Below are 14,534 nucleotides of genomic sequence, written 5' to 3'. Positions count from 1 at the left end.
TAGCATCGACCATGACTTCCGTCGGCATCGACGCCATGGAGATTTGGACGGGCAAACTCGTGTTAGACCTCCCCAACACCTTCGCGCCGGTGAAGGGCGAAGACCCGGAGAAGTACACGAAGGGTCTGGGTCTCCACACGTCGTCGTTCCCGGACGTGTACGAGGACATCGTCACGATGGGGGCGAACGCCGCCAAGAAACTGATGGACCGAAAGGGCCTGACGCCCGCGGACATCGGCCGCATCGACGTGGCGACCGAGTCGGCGTTCGACAACTCCAAGCCGGTGTCGACGTACATCGCCGGCTGTCTCGAACAGGTGTACGACGGCGACTTCCGCCACGCCAACAAGGGCGAGCGCAAGTTCGCCTGCATCGCGGGCACCCAGAGCCTCGACGACGCCTACAACTGGATTAAGGCGGGTCGGAATCGCGGGCGCGCGGCGCTCGTCATCGCCACCGACACCGCCCTCTACGAGCGCGGCGACCCCGGCGAGGCGACGCAGGGCGCGGGCGCGGTCGCGATGCTCATCGACGAGGACCCGGACCTCGTCGAACTCTCGACCGAGCAGGGCTACGGCAGCATGGACGAGACGGACTTCCTCAAGCCGAACCAGCAGTTCCCCTCGGTGGACGGCAAGCGCTCCATGCAGGTGTATCTCGCTCGGATGCGCGAGGCGCTCGAAGACTACGAGAGCGTCGCGGGTCGGACCCACCCCGACCTGTTCGAGTACATCCCGTTCCACACGCCGTTCCCCGGCATGGTCCGGAAGGCGGCGCTTCTGGGCTTCCGTCACATGACTCGCGACACGGACATCGAAGACGACCTCGAAGCCGAAATCGGCCGCCAGCCCCGCGAGGAGGACTTCGAGACGTGGGACGACTACGAGGAGGCCATCCGCGGCTACATGGACGAGTTGAAGACGACCGAGCAGTACCGCGACTGGTACGGCCGCGTCATCGAGCCGACGCTCGACATCTCCAGCCGCGTCGGCAACTGGTACACCGGCTCGGTCCACATCGCCCGGCTGTCGGCGCTCATCGCCGCCGCCGACGAGGGGAAAGACATGACCGGAAAGCAGCTTCTCGTCGGGTCGTACGGCTCCGGCGCGCAGGCCGAGATTCACGCCGAGACGGTCCAAGAGACGTGGCTCGACGAGATCGAGGCCGTGGACGTCGACGACCAGCTCGCGGCCCGCACCGAGATTTCCTTCGACGACTACGAGCTCATCCACGACGTGCACAACCACGAAAAGGAGATCGAGGTCGAGGAGTTCACCCAACCCGAAGCCGAGTTCGTCTTCACGGGCTGGGGCCGGATGAACGAGCGCCGCTACGAATACGTGGAGTAGCGGGGACCGTCCGCACGAGCGGAGCGAGTGCGGAGACGAAGCGCCGGTGAGGCGCTTCGGAAGTACGAATACGTGGAGTAGCGGGGACCGTCCACGCGAGCGTCAGAACGGGCGGGGCTGGTCGTTTCGAATCGACCACGCTTCCGCCGGGTTCGACCCTCTGTCATCGTAGAACTTCCGTCCGACGTAGCTCTCGCTCACGCCGCCGAGTATCGTGTTGTACAGGTCGCTCGCCGACTTGTGGGTCTCTGCGCCGAGCGGGTCGAGAATCGTCTCGACTGTCTCCGCGTCGTCGACGTTCGGCGCACTGATTTCGACGTCACCGGCCTGTTCGACCACGCGAGACGTGCTCACCGGATAGGTGAACTCGGTTTCGAGGAACGACTGGAGGTCACTACGTTCCATATGTGCCCATGTGCATCGAGCCCCTTCGTATTTTTCACCATTATTCAGAACGATCGGTCAGGGAAGCTTCCGCAGGTCTTCGAGCATCTCGTCTAAGTCGCGGTCGGTCACGGCGAGCGCGAAGCCGTCGATGGTGGCGAGCGCGGGCGCGTGCTCCCAGAGGTCGTCCTCCGAGAGCCCGTGGAGGACGACCGCGTTCGGCGTCGGCGTGACGACGCGCATGGCGACCAGCGGCGACTCGCCGCGGGTGACGCCGGTGAACACGAGCGCCCGACTCGTCGACTGGCCGTAGAGGCGGTAGAACTCCTCCGATGAGAGCCGCGTGATGGCCTGAATGCTGTTGATGACGGTGTGGCCGCTGATGCGGTCTTGGTCGCCGTCGACGATGGGCGTCGCGCCGATGGCGTCGTAGAAGCTGTCCAGCGGAATCGACGTGGGGTACTCCCGGAGGTCCTGGACGATGTCGCTCTCGAAGCCGGCCGAGAGCACGCGGGCGTACTGCCGGATGCGGCTGCCGCCGCGGGCCTCGTCGATGTCGAGGAGCGCCTCGACCATCCGGCGGATGACGCCGATTCCGGGGCTCTCGCGGCGGCCGCTCTCGTAGTCGGAGACGACCGACGACGACACGTCCAACTGCTCGGCGAGCGCCGTCTGGGAGATGTCGAAGTCGGTCCGCCACTTCCGGAGCGTCGCGCCGGGGTCGTCCGAGAGGGTGATCTCGCCCGCGATGCGGCGGGCGAGGTCGTCGCGCGGTGCCGCGGTCACCGCGAGCACCTCGGTCCGGCCGACGAGTGAATCATGGGACAATCTGCGCGAGTGTCCCGCAAAAGCGTGTCGAAAGTGGTAGTCGTCGCCTGACGAACTCCGTGGGAACACTTCAAGGCCGTCGCCCGACCACTACGCGGTATGCCATCGACCCTCGTCCACGTCGCGGTCGGCGGACTCGTCGGTGCCGCCCTCCTCGGTCGCTGGTTCGACGCCCGGGCTATCGGCGTCGCGCTCGCCGCGGCCGCGGTCCCCGACCTCGACTCGTTCACCAGCACGCTCCTGCCGGGGAGCCACCGCGCGCTCCTCCACACGCTGTTGCTCCCGTTCGCGCTCGCCGCGGTCGTCGTCTACGACACGCGGATTCGGGACCCAGAGCGCTCCGCGATTCGCGGCCGATGGGGTACCCGAGGGGTCGCGGTCGCGTGGGTGGGCATCGCCGCGCTCCTCTGTGGGGGCATCTTTCCCGACCTGTTCACCAACGGCGTCAACGCCTTCTACCCGCTCCACGACGCCTTCTATTCCATCAACGGGCGCGCCGAGTGGTCGAGCACGCGCGGGTTCGTCCAGACGTTCGTCGAGCTACGGCCCGCGTCGCCGCCGCCGACGACGGAAACCCTTCACTACAGCACCGTGGTCGACCCGTCGCCGGGCGCGGAACCCGAGAACGTCGAGCGAATCGCCCCGCTCGCCTCGTCCGGACTGGAGCTGCTGCTCGTCGTTCTCGGGGCGGGCGTGGTCGGCGGGCGACTCCTCTCGGAGCGGCTTCGCGGCTCGTCGGAGTGAGTCAGCGCGGACTGACCCGAGAACGCGGCCGCGACTCCGAGCGTTCATAACCGACGGCGACGCATCCGCGTGCATGACAGAGACACCGGACGGCGTCGAGGTGCGACCCTACGAACCGGGCGACGCGGCCGCGTTCTGGGAACTGAAACGCGGGTTCGAACTCGGCCTCGGCGCGGGGACCGGCGGCGACGACAAGCTGTCGACGTACGAGGCGAAACTCACCGACGACTACCGCGAGCGATACCTCTCGTGGGTCGAGCGCTGTGCGACCGACGACCCCGGGTGCGTCGTCGTCGCCGAGGCGGTGTCGGGCGACGGGGACAGTGATGGCGGCATCGATAGTGACGACGGTGTGGACAACGGCGACGACGACGCTAATCTGGTCGGCTACGCCTTCGCGCTCCCCGAGGAGATGACGTTCATCTGGGATGCGGCCGTGCTCAACGAACTGTTTCTCGACGCCGACTACCGCGGCACGGGCGTCGCCGACGAACTCATGGGCGCGGTGTTGGACCACGTGCGCTCGCAGGACCTCCCCCTGGACCGAATCGTCCTCGACGTGGACGAGGCGAACGGCCGGGCGCGGGCGTTCTACGAGCGCTACGGCTTCGACCACTGGGGCGAACTCGTCGCGCGCGACCTCTGAGGTCGGGAAAACGAGCAACCGGGGGACCGAGCGAGCGGACGTCGGCGACTACCGGAGCGCCGTGGCCGCGACGCCGCCGACGGTCCCGAGAACGGCGGGGTAGGCGACGCCCGCGAGGAGCGCGGACGTGACCGGGTCGGGACTGATAGCCGCGTCGCCGACGCTGACGGTGAACAGTGCGATACCCGCGAGCGCGAAGACGAGGTAGCCGACGGTGGTTCCCGCGCCGGCCAGCGCGCCTTCCTGCGGCGAGGACGCGCCGCTGACGACGGCCGCGAGCGCGCCCGCGGCGAGGAGCGCGACCACGGGCACGACGTAGAGCACCGGCGAGAACGCCTCGACGTTCTCGATGAGGTTCGCGCTGGAGGTCGTTCCGAACAGGCCGGGGAACCGCGTCGTCACGCCGTGGGCGCTCATGAACACCCAGCCGACGACCTTCCACGTCGAGATGTCGGAGCCGAGGGCTTCGAGCACCTGACTGGCCGTCGAGTTCTCGATGGTCGAGGAGGACAGCAGGTACGTCACGAGGTAGCCGAACAGGGCCGCTCCGAGACCGGCGACGCCGCCGCTCCCGACCGACCGAAGCGTCGACGGGTCTGCGCCGGACGTCGAGTGAGGTGTCGATGACATTGTGTCGAGACACATTATCGTTCTCCCGTAAATGTCTCGTGGCCGGCGTGAGACGGCGTCTCGCGGTGCGTACTGACGGTTCACACTGGTTGCGACGTGTCCGGAGACCACCGGACGGCCGGCGAACGCAAGAGGGCCACGTTCAAGTCGCGGGAGGCGATAGCGATGGGCATGCTACTACGGGGTGCGCGGGTGATTCGAAGCGACCGCGTCACCGACGAGGCGGACGTGCGAACCGACGCCGAGACGGGGCGAATCGAGGCCGTCGGCGACCTCGACCCCCGCGGCGACGAACGGGTCGTCGACCTCTCCGGCAAGACGGTCACGCCCGGACTGGTGGACGCGCACGTTCACTTCTCCTTGTCGGGCGAGCGGAGCGTCGAGGACGTAGTCGATATGTCAGACGCCGAACTCACGCTGGTCGAGGCGCGAAACGCCCGGAAGACGCTCGAAGCGGGCGTCACGGGCGCTCGCGTGATGGGTGCGCGCGACATCGACGTGGCGCTGAAGCGCGCCATCGACGCCGGGGACGTCCCCGGCCCGCGGACGGTCGCCAACTGCCGGTCGATAACTATCACCGGCGGTCACGGCCACCACATGGGCCGCGAGATAGACGGGCCGACCGAGGCGCGAACGGCGGTCAGAGAGCAGGTGAAACTGGGCGCAGACTTCATCAAGTTCATGGCGACCGGCGGGGTGACGACGCCCGGCAGCGACCCCGGCGCGGTGGCGTTCACCGAGGAGGAGCTCCACGCGCTCGTCGACGAGGCGCACCGCCGGGGCGTTCACACCGCGACCCACGCCCACGGCGGCGAGGGCGTGAAAGCCGCCATCCGGGCCGGCGTCGACACGGTCGAACACGGGACGTTCCTCGACGACGAGGCCATCGACCTGTTCTTGGAGCGCGACGCGACGCTCGTGCCGACGCTCTCCGCGCCGTACCACATCGTCCGCAACACCGAGGCGGCGACGAAGGAGGACGTGACGAAGACCGAGTTCGTCTACGACCGCCACATCGAGTCGTTCAAGCTGGCCGCCGAGGCGGGCGTCCGAATCGCCGGCGGCACCGACGCGGGCACCCCGTTCAACGTCCACGGCGGCAACGCCTCGGAAGTGCAGTTCATGGCGCAGCACGCCATGGAACCGTTGGACGCTGTCCGGGCGATGACCGAGACGGCCGCCGACGCGGTGGGACTGGACGACTGCGGCGTCGTCGAACCCGGCGCGTACGCCGACCTGCTCGTGTTCGACGACGACCCGCTGTCGGACCTGACGCTGCTGAACGACCCGACGGCGGTCCTGAAAGGCGGTCATGTCGTCGCCGGCGCGGTCCCCGGTGCGGTTCCCGACGGCGAATAAGCGGCGGCTCAGCGAACGTCGTCGGGGTCGACGTCCCAGCGGAACTCGGCGTCGTAGTCCCCGCCGGTCGTCGCCAGCCAGTCCTCGCGGGAGACGCTGTAGCGGAGTTCGTCGGTCGGCTCGCCGTCGACGACGATGCTGTTGCGGTCGCGTCCGTCGAGGTCGCCGCCGAGCGCCGCCATGTACTTCTCTATCGCTCGCTTGGACTGCTCGTTCTCGGCGACGTGCGACACCGAGACGACTTCGAGGTCGAACGCGTCGAACGCGAGCGCCGCCAGCGCCGCGGCTCGCTCGCCCGAGTAACCGCGGCCCCAGTAGCGCGGGCGGAGCCACAGGCCGAGTTCTCCGACGCGGCGGTCCCACTCGGTGTGGAGCCCGCCGAACCCCGCAATCTCGCCCGCGCCGCCCTCGCCCGCGCGGGGGATAATCGCGTAGTCGGCGCTCGCCGCGTCGGTCCAACTCGACTCCCCGCGGTCGAGGAACTCCTTCGTAACTTTCGGCGTCTCGTGGCGCGACCACGGCATGTACCGCGTCACGTCGTCCATCTCGGGGGCCGAGCAGAGTTCGTAGGCCTCGTGGACGCCGACGTACTTCGGGCGACGAGCGACCAGTCGGAGCCGCGGCGTCTCGACGACCGGAGGGTAGAGGTCGCTCACTCGCGACCCTCCCAGCGGAACTCGGCGTCGTAGTCGCCGCCGGCGGCGGCTTCCCACTGCTCGCGGGTCACGGACCAGCCGCGAACGTCGCGCGGCGTGCCGTCGGCATCGACGGTCTCGTTGGGGAACAGGCCGTCTTCCTGCCCGCCGAACCGGTCGGTGTACTTCTCGATAGCTCGACACGACGCCTCGTTTTCGGGCATGGCGTAGGCGAGCGCGACGTCGAGGTCGAGCACGTCGAAGACGGCGGCGAAGAAGGCGGCCGCCCGCTCGCCGGAGTAGCCGCGACCCCAGAACTCCTTGCGGAGCCACATGCCGAAGACGGCCCGGCGCTTGTCCCACTCGGGGTTGAAGCCGGCGGTGCCCGCGAACTCGCCCGCACCGTCCTCGCCGTCGCGCGGGAAGACGGCGTAGATGGCGTTTTCGGCCGATTCGTGGCCGTCTTCGGCCTGTTCGAGGAACTCCAGCGTCTCCTTGGGCGTCTCGTGGGGGTTCCACGTGACGAACTCGGTCTCCTCTTCGATGGTGTCCGACCGCGAGGCCGCGAAGCGGTCGTAGGCGTCCAACGGGTCGACGACCGCCCGCGACAGGGCCCGGAGCCTGAGCCGCGGGGTCACGATTTCGTCGGGGAACATGGGACGGAGTCCACTCGGAGGGCGCTAATAAGTTTTCTGACTATTGACATATGTCAACGTGATGCACGACCTGACTGGCCGCGGCTCTCGGATCGGTCGGATTCGAACACGTTCCGGGCGCACACACCTTCTCCCGCGCGAGAACCCGGAGATGCGTATTTGTGTCGGGAGCGCGTCTAGCGGGGACGGAACGGAGTGCAACGAGATGGACTGGGAGCGAACGGTGGGCGGCTACGCGCTCGTCATGGGAGCCGTGACGCTCGTCATCTGGGCGTTGACCGTCGACGGCGGCCCGGTGATGGAGCCGCGGACCGACCCGTTTTCGCTGTTCGCGTCGCTCGTGTTGGGCGGGCTGACCGGCGTGTCGCTTCTGGTGGCGGGTGCGGGACTCGTCCGACGGCAGTTGTGGGCGCGCCCGCTCAGTCTCGTGGCCTTCGGCCTGCTTTTCGCCGGCGTCATCGACAGCGCCGGCTACTACGCCGCAGTCGGACGAGTCGGCGTCGTCGTGGCGCTGTTCGTTGTCTGTCTCGCCACGCTCGCGGCGCTCGGGTGGTCCCTCGTCGACGCCCGGAACCGGGCGCGGCGGGCGGCGTGGTGAGTCGGCGTCTGCGTCGGTGAGTCGCCCCGGTAGTTCGGGCGCTTCCGGCGGAGCGTCCGGCCGGCGCGCGGCGCTCCGCAACCACTAAACGCGCCTCGGTCCTCCTTCCGGTAATGGTAGACTGGACGGAGAAGTACCGCCCATCGACGCTCTCCGAGGTCCGCGGCAACAACAAGGCCCGCGACGCCCTCGCGGAGTGGGCCGAGACGTGGGACGACCATCGAGAGGCGGTCGTCGTCCACGGGAGCCCGGGCATCGGAAAGACCTCCGCGGCCCACGCGCTCGCCGCCGACATGGGCTGGGAGACGGTCGAGTTGAACGCGTCGGACCAGCGGACCGGCGACGTCATCGAACGCTTCGCCGGCCGCGCCGCGAAGAACGCGACGCTCGCCGGCTCGTCGACGGGCACGTCCACCCGACAGTTGGTCATCCTCGACGAGGCCGACAACATCCACGGCAACTACGACCGCGGCGGGGCCAGCGCCGTCACCCGCCTCGTCAAGTCGTCGAGCCAGCCCATCGTCCTCATCGCCAACGAGTTCTACGACATGAGCCGCGGGCTTCGGAACGCCTGTCGGGAAATCGAGTTCCGCGACGTGTCCGCCCGCTCTATCGTCCCCGTCCTCCGCGACATCTGCCGCAAGGAGGAGTTAGCGTTCGAATCCGACGCGCTCGACCGCATCGCCGAGATGAACAGCGGCGACCTTCGCTCGGCCGTCAACGACCTCCAAGCCATCGCCGAGGGCCGCGAGAAAATCACCGAGGAGGACGTGGTCATGGGCGACCGCGACCGATCGGTCGGCCTGTTCGAGTTCCTCGACGCCGTCCTCAAAGAGGAGTCCGCTCAGGACGCGCTCTACACCGCCTACGACGTGGACGAGACGCCCGACGACCTCACGAAGTGGGTCGAGGACAAGGTGTCGCTCGTCTACGAACCCGACGAACTCGCCCGCGCCTACGACTTCCTCGCCAACGCCGACCGCTGGCTCGGCCGCGTGCGCGCCACGCAGAACTACTCCTACTGGCGCTACGCGACCGACAACCTCGCCGCCGGCGTCGCGGCCTCCCGCGACCGGACCCGCGGCGGGTGGACCCGCTACGGCGGCGCGCCCTACCGCTCGACCCGCGACAAGACCCGCGACACCGTCGTCCGGAAAATCGCGCAGAACGGCGGCTTCAGCATGGCGACCGCCCGCCGCGAGGTCCTCCCGTACCTCTCGGCTATCACCCACCACTGCAAGCCCCGCGAACTGACCGTCGCCATGGCCGCCTACTACGAGTTCGACGAGTCCCACGTCTCCTTTGTCACCGGGAGCGGCGAGACGACGAACAAGGTCCAGTCCATCGTCGAGGACGCCGGCGAACTCCGCGAGGAACTGGTCGAGGAACACGCCGGCGGCGCGTTCGCCGGGATGGAAGACGTGTCCGTCGAGGGCGACGCGGCGGCCGCCGACGGCGACGAGGGCTCCGACGACGTGCTCGACCGCGACGCCGACGCCGACGACGCGGCCGAGAGCGACGAGGACGACGCCTCGACCGACGACGGGCAGTCCGGGCTCGACGACTTCTTCTGAGCGGGACCGTCCGCCGCGTTCCAGCCGCGTTCCAGCCGCGTTCCAGCCGCGTTCCCGCCGCGTTTCTGTCGCGCCGCCGCCCGAGAGTAACGCCACGCGGGGCTTTTTGGGGCCGCCCGACGAACCGCGCGTATGAGAGCCGCAGTCCTCCGCGAACACGGTGAACCGCTCGACGTGACCGAAGTCCCCGACCCGACGTGCGACCCCGACGGCGTCGTCGTCGAAGTCGAGGCCTGCGGCATCTGCCGGAGCGACTGGCACTCGTGGATGGGTCACGGCGAGTGGGCCGACGACGCGGTCCCCGCCGGCCAGATTCTCGGCCACGAGCCCGCCGGCCGCGTCGTCGAGGTCGGCGACCGCGTCGAGACGATTCGGGAGGGCGACCGCGTCGCCCTGCCGTTCAACCTCGCCTGCGGCTCGTGCGGCTACTGCCAGACCGGCCACGGCAACGTCTGCACGGGCGACCACCCGCACGCCCTCGGCTTCGAACCGTCCGCGCAGGGCGCGTTCGCGGAGTTAGTCCATCTCCCGTCCGCCGATTACAACGCGATTCAGCTCCCCGAGGATGTTTCCCCGACCGACGTGGCCGCGCTCGGCTGTCGGTTCATGACGGCCTACAACGCCCTCGACGCCCGCGCCGGCCTCCGCGCGGGCCAGTGGGTCGCCGTCCACGGCTGCGGCGGTGTCGGCCTGTCGGCGATTCAGGTGGCGAACGTCCTCGGCGCGCGGGTCGTCGCCGTCGACCTCGGCGCTGACGCCGTCGTCGACGGCTCCGCGGAGGACCCGGTGGACGCCATCCGGGGGCTGACCGACGGCGGGGCGCACGTCTCGCTCGACGCGCTTGGCGTCGCCGAGACCTGCCGGAACTCGGTTCGGTCGGTCCGGCCTCGGGGCGCACACGTCCAGGTCGGCCTGACGACCGAGGCCGAACAGGGGAACGTGTCGCTTCCGACCGACTGGATGACGAGACACGAGGTGTCGTTCCTCGGCGCGCGCGGGATGCCGCCGACGAACGCGGACGACCTGCTCTCGCTGCTCGCGTCGGACGCGGTCGACCCCGGCTCGCTCGTGACGAAGACCGTCTCGCTCGACGAGGTACCCGAGCGACTAGCCGCGATGACCGACTACGACACCGTCGGCGTCGAAGTGATGGTTCCGTAAAAGCGGAGTCGGCGGTTCGGACGCTCGTTGGCTCGTTGCCGGCTCAGGGCGTCGGCGTCGGCGTTCGACGCTCCTCGGACGGCTCGTCGTCCGCGAGGCCGCGCCAGACGACCTCGCCGCAGTCGGGACAGTCGAGTCGGACCGTCCGGCCGTCGCGCGTCCGCTCGGACCACGCGTCGATGCCGGCGGCGCGGCCGCAGGTCTGACAGAAGAGGACGGCCTTGGTGCGTTCGCTATCGGGCGGTTCGTGACTGAATTCGCGGGGAGCGTAGTTCATGCCGCAGGAAGCGGCGTTTCGGGGGATAAGCTTGTTGGAAGATTCCGGGTGTGTGCCCGGCTACCCCGTCTCAGAGGAGCTTCGAGAGGAACTGCTTGCCGCGGTCGGTCTTCGGGTTCTCGAAGAACACCTCGGGCGGCGAGTCCTCGACGACGCGGCCGTCGGCCATGAGGACGATTCGGTCGCCGACCTCGCGGGCGAACCCCATCTCGTGGGTGACGACGAGCATCGTCATGCCCTCGTCGGCGAGGTCGTGCATCACGTCGAGCACCTCCCCGACGAGTTCGGGGTCGAGCGCGCTCGTGACCTCGTCGAACAGCATCACGTGGGGGTCCATGGCGAGCGCGCGGGCGATGGCGACGCGCTGTTGCTGGCCGCCAGACAGTTGGTTCGGATAGGAGTTCGACTGCGCGCCGAGGCCGACCCGGTCGAGCAGTTCGTCGGCGCGCCGCGTGGCGTCTCCCTCTTTGAGGCCCTTGACCTTCGTCGGCGCGAGCGTCACGTTCTCCCGCGCCGTCTTGTGCGGAAAGAGGTTAAAGCTCTGGAACACCATGCCGATGCGCTGTCGCAGGCGATTGATGTCCGCGTCCTCCGCAGAGATGGACTGGCCTTCGAGTCGAATCTCGCCGTCTTGAATCTCTTCGAGGCGGTTCGCACAGCGGAGGAGCGTCGATTTCCCGGACCCCGAGGGGCCGATGACGACGCACACTTCGCCCTCTTCGACGTCGAGGTCGACGTCCTTCAGGACGTGCGTCTCGCCGAAGTACTTGTCCACCTCGTCGAATTCGAGGAGGCTCATCGGCGGTCACCTCCCCAGTCGGAGCGGGCTTCGAGGTAACTGACGATTTTACCGAGCGGAATCGTAATCATGAGGTAGGCGATGGCGACGAGGAGGATGGGCGTCCACGGGTCGAACGTGGTCGAGTTGACGTTGCGGAACGCGCTGATGAGCTCCGGGATGGCGATGACCGTCAGGAGCGAGGTGTCCTTCACGAGGATGACCTGGTCGTTGCCGATTGCGGCGAGCGCGTTGCGCCACGCCTGCGGGAGGACGACCTCGCGCATGCCCTGCACGTAAGACATCCCGAGCGAGCGGGCGGCCTCCATCTGGCCCTCCGGGACGGCGTCGATACCGCCGCGGACGGCCTCGCCGACGTAGGCGGCGTGGTTGAGCGTCAGTCCGATAATCGCGGTCGGAATCGCCCAGTTGGAGATGGGGAACTGCCCCGGCGGCCAGAACGCCGGAATCCCGACGTAGATGACGAGCAACTGGAACAGAAGCGGCGTCCCGCGGAAGAACTCGACGTAGGCGGTCGCGACGGTGTTCGTGAACCTCGTGTTCGACACCCGACCGAGTCCGACGAAGACGCCCGCGGTGACGGAAAACAGACTCCCGACGAGGACGATACCGAGCACTCGCAGGAACGCGTTGACGAACTGCGGGTGGATAATCTCGACGAGGAGTTCGAAATCGACCTGGGTGAAGATAATCGCCGCGATGAACCCGCCGACTCCGAGCGTGAATAGTCCCGCGATGGCCGCGCCCAGTCGCCTGAGCGTTTTGTCGTTCAAGAACTGCTCTTGGTACTCACCGTCACCGGTTCGTCCCTCGGAGTAGGATTCAGCCATTGGTAGTGTTTCTCACAGTGGTGGGATAAAAAACGCGTCCTGGTTCGGCTTATCCGGAGAAGTACTCCGAGTAAATCTCGTCGTACGTGCCGTTGTCGCGGATGGTCTGGAGCGCGCCGTTGACCTCCTCGCGCAGGTCGTCGTCGTCCTGCCGGAAGCCGATGCCGTACTCCTCGACGGTGAGGGTGAGGTACGGCGGGGCGTTCTCCTTGCCCTGTTCCTCGGCGGCACCGGGACCTTCGAGGAACCGGACGTTGTCGCTCTGGTCGACGAAGGCGGCGTTGACGGTGTTGTCGTTGACGACCGCGCTGACCTGGTTGTTCCGGAGCGCGTCGAACGCGCCGGTCACCTGGTCGTAGCTCTGAATCGTCAGGTCGCCGTCGAACTCCTCTTTGAGGCTGGTCGCGGCGCTCTCGCCGGTCGTCCCCTTCTGGACGCCCACCGTGACACCCTGGAGGTCCTCCTTCGAGGAGATATCACTGCTGTTGAGGACGATGACCGTCTGGTAGGCGGTGAAGTACGGGTCCGAGAAGTCGATCTGCTCCGCGCGGTCCTCGGTGATGGTCATCGCGGACATGATGACGCGGAAGTTCCCGTTGTTGAGCGAGGGGATGATGCTGTCGAAGCTCGTCTTCTGGAACTCGTGTTCGTAGCCGAGTTCGCCGAAGACCGCCTCGGCGATGTCGACGTCGAAGCCGACGAGTTCGCCCTCGGTCGTCTCGTACTCGAACGGCCGGTACGGGATGTCCGAGCCGATGGTAATCGTCTCGCTACTACTGCCGCCGCCGCCGAGACAGCCGGCCAGCGTGAACGCGGCCGCGGCCCCGGCGGAGCCCTTCAGAAAGGTGCGACGTTCCATAACAGCCATCAGGTAGCACAGCCCCGTATAACACTTCTTCGGTCCGTTCGTCAATTCGTTCCGATATTGACGAAAAATATCCGGGAATTGTGTGGATGGGTGGGATATATCTCTAACCGTGAAACGGATTCGCCATATCGTCGTTTTATCGGAGTAGTATGCAACTCGAATCGCGAAAGTTGTTGATATTGCCGATAGTTATCTCATTTCTTGTATTTTAGTTGTTAAACGGAGTTCCTCCCCAACCCGAGGTCACGCTCCGCCGTCAGTCGGCGTCGTTCGTCGCGCCGGCCTGCGGTATCGGGAGGCCGCCGCGGACGAGGACCGCCGCGCCGACGACGAGGACGAGCGCGAGGACCGTCCCGCCGAGGTGGGCGAGTTCGAGCGCCGGCCCGTACACCTGCCGGCCGGCGATGAGAAGCGCGACGACGACGACGCTCGCGGGCGCGGTGACGAATCTGAGCCGGTCGTAGGCGTCCGCCCGCGGGCCGTGAGCGGCGTTCGCCCAGAGGGTGACCGCGACGAGCGCGGCGTAGGTCGTGAGGCCGACGACGTAGTAGACGGCCTGCGTCGTCGGGCCGAAGGAGACGAACGCGTGGGGCGCGAGGACGAGCATGACGGGCGCGCCGACGAGCGCCAGTCCCACCGCGTCGGCGATGCGGGGGATGCCGCGGTCGGCGAGTCCCCACGCGGCGGCGGCGACGACGGCGGTGAAGATGGAGGTCGCGACCACGTAGTGGGCGGTGAGGATGACCCACTCGTACTCGGTGACGGTGAGCGCCCCGAGGACGATTTGGAACGGGAGGATGACCGTGGCGACGACGAGCGCGTAGCGGACGCCTTTCGCGACGCCCTCGCGCCACGCCTGCACGGTCGTTCCGAGGATGAGGAAGCCGGTGAGCATGGCGACGAGGCGGTGGAACCATTCGAGGAAACTGCCCCAGTTGGCCGGGAACAGGCCGAGGAAGCCGTCGCAGAACGGCCAGCGGCCGGCACAGGTGAGGCCCGCGCCCGCGGCGGCGGTGTACACGCCGAGGACCATCAGGACGCCGGTCATCGCGGCGGCCCCCGCGAGGAGGCGGCGAAGCCGAGGTGTCATACGCGTGGGTCGGGACCGCGCGAACTTATATCTCGTCGGTATGGTCCTCGAAGAACCCACCGTGCTACCTCCTCGCACGACAGGCCCGGCCGCTCGGCTCGTGTCG

Annotated in this window: 17 protein-coding genes; 7 read left to right on the top strand and 10 right to left on the bottom strand. The window is 67.8% G+C overall.

The annotated features are described in order from the left end of the window. The first annotated feature begins 11 nt into the window (after positions 1-11). Positions 12-1,349 (top strand): hydroxymethylglutaryl-CoA synthase, encoded by a 1,338-nt coding sequence (hmgB, locus tag BN996_RS18485; RefSeq protein WP_089781531.1) that lies wholly within the window; start codon positions 12-14, stop codon positions 1,347-1,349. A gap of 102 nt (positions 1,350-1,451) precedes the next feature. Here the strand turns inward: hmgB and BN996_RS18480 are convergent, their stop codons facing one another. Together BN996_RS18480 and BN996_RS18475 are read right to left on the bottom strand one after the other, a co-directional pair. Beyond that, a complete protein-coding gene (locus tag BN996_RS18480; RefSeq protein WP_089781529.1) occupies positions 1,452-1,754 on the bottom strand; it encodes a DUF5789 family protein in 303 nt (100 codons plus the stop codon). Positions 1,755-1,811: 57 nt separating this feature from the next. Continuing rightward, the gene (locus BN996_RS18475) at positions 1,812-2,519 is read right to left on the bottom strand and encodes a helix-turn-helix domain-containing protein (protein ID WP_004062555.1); all 708 of its coding nucleotides are present in this window, start codon (positions 2,517-2,519) and stop codon (positions 1,812-1,814) included. Between the two features lie 141 nt (positions 2,520-2,660). On the opposite strand from BN996_RS18475, the gene BN996_RS18470 reads away from it, so the two are divergent. Both BN996_RS18470 and BN996_RS18465 read left to right on the top strand, forming a co-directional pair. After that, positions 2,661-3,305, top strand: a complete 645-nt coding sequence (locus tag BN996_RS18470) for a metal-dependent hydrolase (RefSeq protein ID WP_089781528.1) — start codon at positions 2,661-2,663, stop codon at positions 3,303-3,305. Positions 3,306-3,378: 73 nt separating this feature from the next. Beyond that, on the top strand, positions 3,379-3,951 hold the full coding sequence (locus BN996_RS18465) for a GNAT family N-acetyltransferase (protein ID WP_089781526.1): 573 nt from the start codon (positions 3,379-3,381) through the stop codon (positions 3,949-3,951). A 48-nt stretch (positions 3,952-3,999) separates the two neighbouring features. Here the strand turns inward: BN996_RS18465 and BN996_RS18460 are convergent, their stop codons facing one another. Continuing rightward, entirely contained in the window at positions 4,000-4,581 is a 582-nt protein-coding gene (locus BN996_RS18460) for a DUF7978 family protein (RefSeq protein WP_089781523.1), read from the bottom strand. Positions 4,582-4,752: 171 nt separating this feature from the next. Here BN996_RS18460 and BN996_RS18455 point away from each other — a divergent pair, with 171 nt between their 5' ends. Continuing rightward, complete coding sequence (locus BN996_RS18455) at positions 4,753-5,940, top strand: metal-dependent hydrolase family protein (protein ID WP_089781741.1); 1,188 nt, start codon at positions 4,753-4,755, stop codon at positions 5,938-5,940. Positions 5,941-5,948: 8 nt separating this feature from the next. Here the strand turns inward: BN996_RS18455 and BN996_RS18450 are convergent, their stop codons facing one another. Both BN996_RS18450 and BN996_RS18445 read right to left on the bottom strand, forming a co-directional pair. Next, positions 5,949-6,596 (bottom strand): GNAT family N-acetyltransferase, encoded by a 648-nt coding sequence (locus tag BN996_RS18450; RefSeq protein WP_089781521.1) that lies wholly within the window; start codon positions 6,594-6,596, stop codon positions 5,949-5,951. After that, complete coding sequence (locus tag BN996_RS18445; RefSeq protein ID WP_089781519.1) at positions 6,593-7,231, bottom strand: GNAT family N-acetyltransferase; 639 nt, start codon at positions 7,229-7,231, stop codon at positions 6,593-6,595. The genes BN996_RS18450 and BN996_RS18445 overlap by 4 nt, the downstream gene beginning before the upstream one ends. Before the next feature lie 205 nt (positions 7,232-7,436). Between BN996_RS18445 and BN996_RS18440 the strand changes: the two genes are divergently transcribed. The 3 genes from BN996_RS18440 to BN996_RS18430 all read left to right on the top strand — a co-directional run bounded on the left by BN996_RS18440 (position 7,437) and on the right by BN996_RS18430 (position 10,564). Further along, complete coding sequence (locus BN996_RS18440) at positions 7,437-7,829, top strand: DUF8058 family membrane protein (protein ID WP_007274577.1); 393 nt, start codon at positions 7,437-7,439, stop codon at positions 7,827-7,829. Positions 7,830-7,942: 113 nt separating this feature from the next. Beyond that, positions 7,943-9,403 carry a replication factor C large subunit gene (locus BN996_RS18435; protein ID WP_089781517.1) on the top strand — a complete coding sequence of 487 codons (1,461 nt, stop codon included), beginning with the start codon at positions 7,943-7,945 and terminating at the stop codon, positions 9,401-9,403. A gap of 132 nt (positions 9,404-9,535) precedes the next feature. After that, entirely contained in the window at positions 9,536-10,564 is a 1,029-nt protein-coding gene (locus BN996_RS18430) for an alcohol dehydrogenase catalytic domain-containing protein (RefSeq protein ID WP_089781515.1), read from the top strand. 43 nt (positions 10,565-10,607) lie between these two features. On the opposite strand, the gene BN996_RS18425 is transcribed toward BN996_RS18430, so the two are convergent. The 5 genes from BN996_RS18425 to BN996_RS18405 all read right to left on the bottom strand — a co-directional run bounded on the left by BN996_RS18425 (position 10,608) and on the right by BN996_RS18405 (position 14,386). Then, entirely contained in the window at positions 10,608-10,841 is a 234-nt protein-coding gene (locus tag BN996_RS18425) for a DUF8106 domain-containing protein (protein WP_007274580.1), read from the bottom strand. Between the two features lie 70 nt (positions 10,842-10,911). Further along, the gene (locus tag BN996_RS18420) at positions 10,912-11,640 is read right to left on the bottom strand and encodes an amino acid ABC transporter ATP-binding protein (RefSeq protein WP_007274581.1); all 729 of its coding nucleotides are present in this window, start codon (positions 11,638-11,640) and stop codon (positions 10,912-10,914) included. Then, positions 11,637-12,470 (bottom strand): amino acid ABC transporter permease, encoded by an 834-nt coding sequence (locus tag BN996_RS18415; protein WP_004969786.1) that lies wholly within the window; start codon positions 12,468-12,470, stop codon positions 11,637-11,639. The genes BN996_RS18420 and BN996_RS18415 overlap by 4 nt, the downstream gene beginning before the upstream one ends. Positions 12,471-12,519: 49 nt before the next feature. After that, the gene (locus BN996_RS18410; protein ID WP_007274582.1) at positions 12,520-13,329 is read right to left on the bottom strand and encodes a basic amino acid ABC transporter substrate-binding protein; all 810 of its coding nucleotides are present in this window, start codon (positions 13,327-13,329) and stop codon (positions 12,520-12,522) included. Positions 13,330-13,594: 265 nt separating this feature from the next. Further along, positions 13,595-14,386, bottom strand: a complete 792-nt coding sequence (locus BN996_RS18405; protein ID WP_193310977.1) for a COX15/CtaA family protein — start codon at positions 14,384-14,386, stop codon at positions 13,595-13,597. Positions 14,387-14,534: the final 148 nt, after the last annotated feature.

Origin of the sequence: Haloferax massiliensis (genome assembly GCF_001368915.1) — an archaeon.
Lineage (GTDB): Archaea > Halobacteriota > Halobacteria > Halobacteriales > Haloferacaceae > Haloferax > Haloferax massiliensis.
Note: the sequence above shows the minus strand (reverse complement) of the source record. Positions and strands in the feature narration are given on the sequence as shown.

Coding starts and splice junctions, on each gene's coding strand:
- hmgB (WP_089781531.1), top strand. CDS start 12: ATGACTTCCGTCGGCATCGACGCCATGGAGATTTGGACGGGCAAACTC.
- BN996_RS18480 (WP_089781529.1), bottom strand. CDS start 1,754: ATGGAACGTAGTGACCTCCAGTCGTTCCTCGAAACCGAGTTCACCTAT.
- BN996_RS18470 (WP_089781528.1), top strand. CDS start 2,661: ATGCCATCGACCCTCGTCCACGTCGCGGTCGGCGGACTCGTCGGTGCC.
- BN996_RS18465 (WP_089781526.1), top strand. CDS start 3,379: ATGACAGAGACACCGGACGGCGTCGAGGTGCGACCCTACGAACCGGGC.
- BN996_RS18460 (WP_089781523.1), bottom strand. CDS start 4,581: ATGTCATCGACACCTCACTCGACGTCCGGCGCAGACCCGTCGACGCTT.
- BN996_RS18455 (WP_089781741.1), top strand. CDS start 4,753: ATGCTACTACGGGGTGCGCGGGTGATTCGAAGCGACCGCGTCACCGAC.
- BN996_RS18445 (WP_089781519.1), bottom strand. CDS start 7,231: ATGTTCCCCGACGAAATCGTGACCCCGCGGCTCAGGCTCCGGGCCCTG.
- BN996_RS18440 (WP_007274577.1), top strand. CDS start 7,437: ATGGACTGGGAGCGAACGGTGGGCGGCTACGCGCTCGTCATGGGAGCC.
- BN996_RS18435 (WP_089781517.1), top strand. CDS start 7,943: ATGGTAGACTGGACGGAGAAGTACCGCCCATCGACGCTCTCCGAGGTC.
- BN996_RS18430 (WP_089781515.1), top strand. CDS start 9,536: ATGAGAGCCGCAGTCCTCCGCGAACACGGTGAACCGCTCGACGTGACC.
- BN996_RS18425 (WP_007274580.1), bottom strand. CDS start 10,841: ATGAACTACGCTCCCCGCGAATTCAGTCACGAACCGCCCGATAGCGAA.
- BN996_RS18420 (WP_007274581.1), bottom strand. CDS start 11,640: ATGAGCCTCCTCGAATTCGACGAGGTGGACAAGTACTTCGGCGAGACG.
- BN996_RS18415 (WP_004969786.1), bottom strand. CDS start 12,470: ATGGCTGAATCCTACTCCGAGGGACGAACCGGTGACGGTGAGTACCAA.
- BN996_RS18410 (WP_007274582.1), bottom strand. CDS start 13,329: ATGGAACGTCGCACCTTTCTGAAGGGCTCCGCCGGGGCCGCGGCCGCG.
- BN996_RS18405 (WP_193310977.1), bottom strand. CDS start 14,386: ATGACCGGCGTCCTGATGGTCCTCGGCGTGTACACCGCCGCCGCGGGC.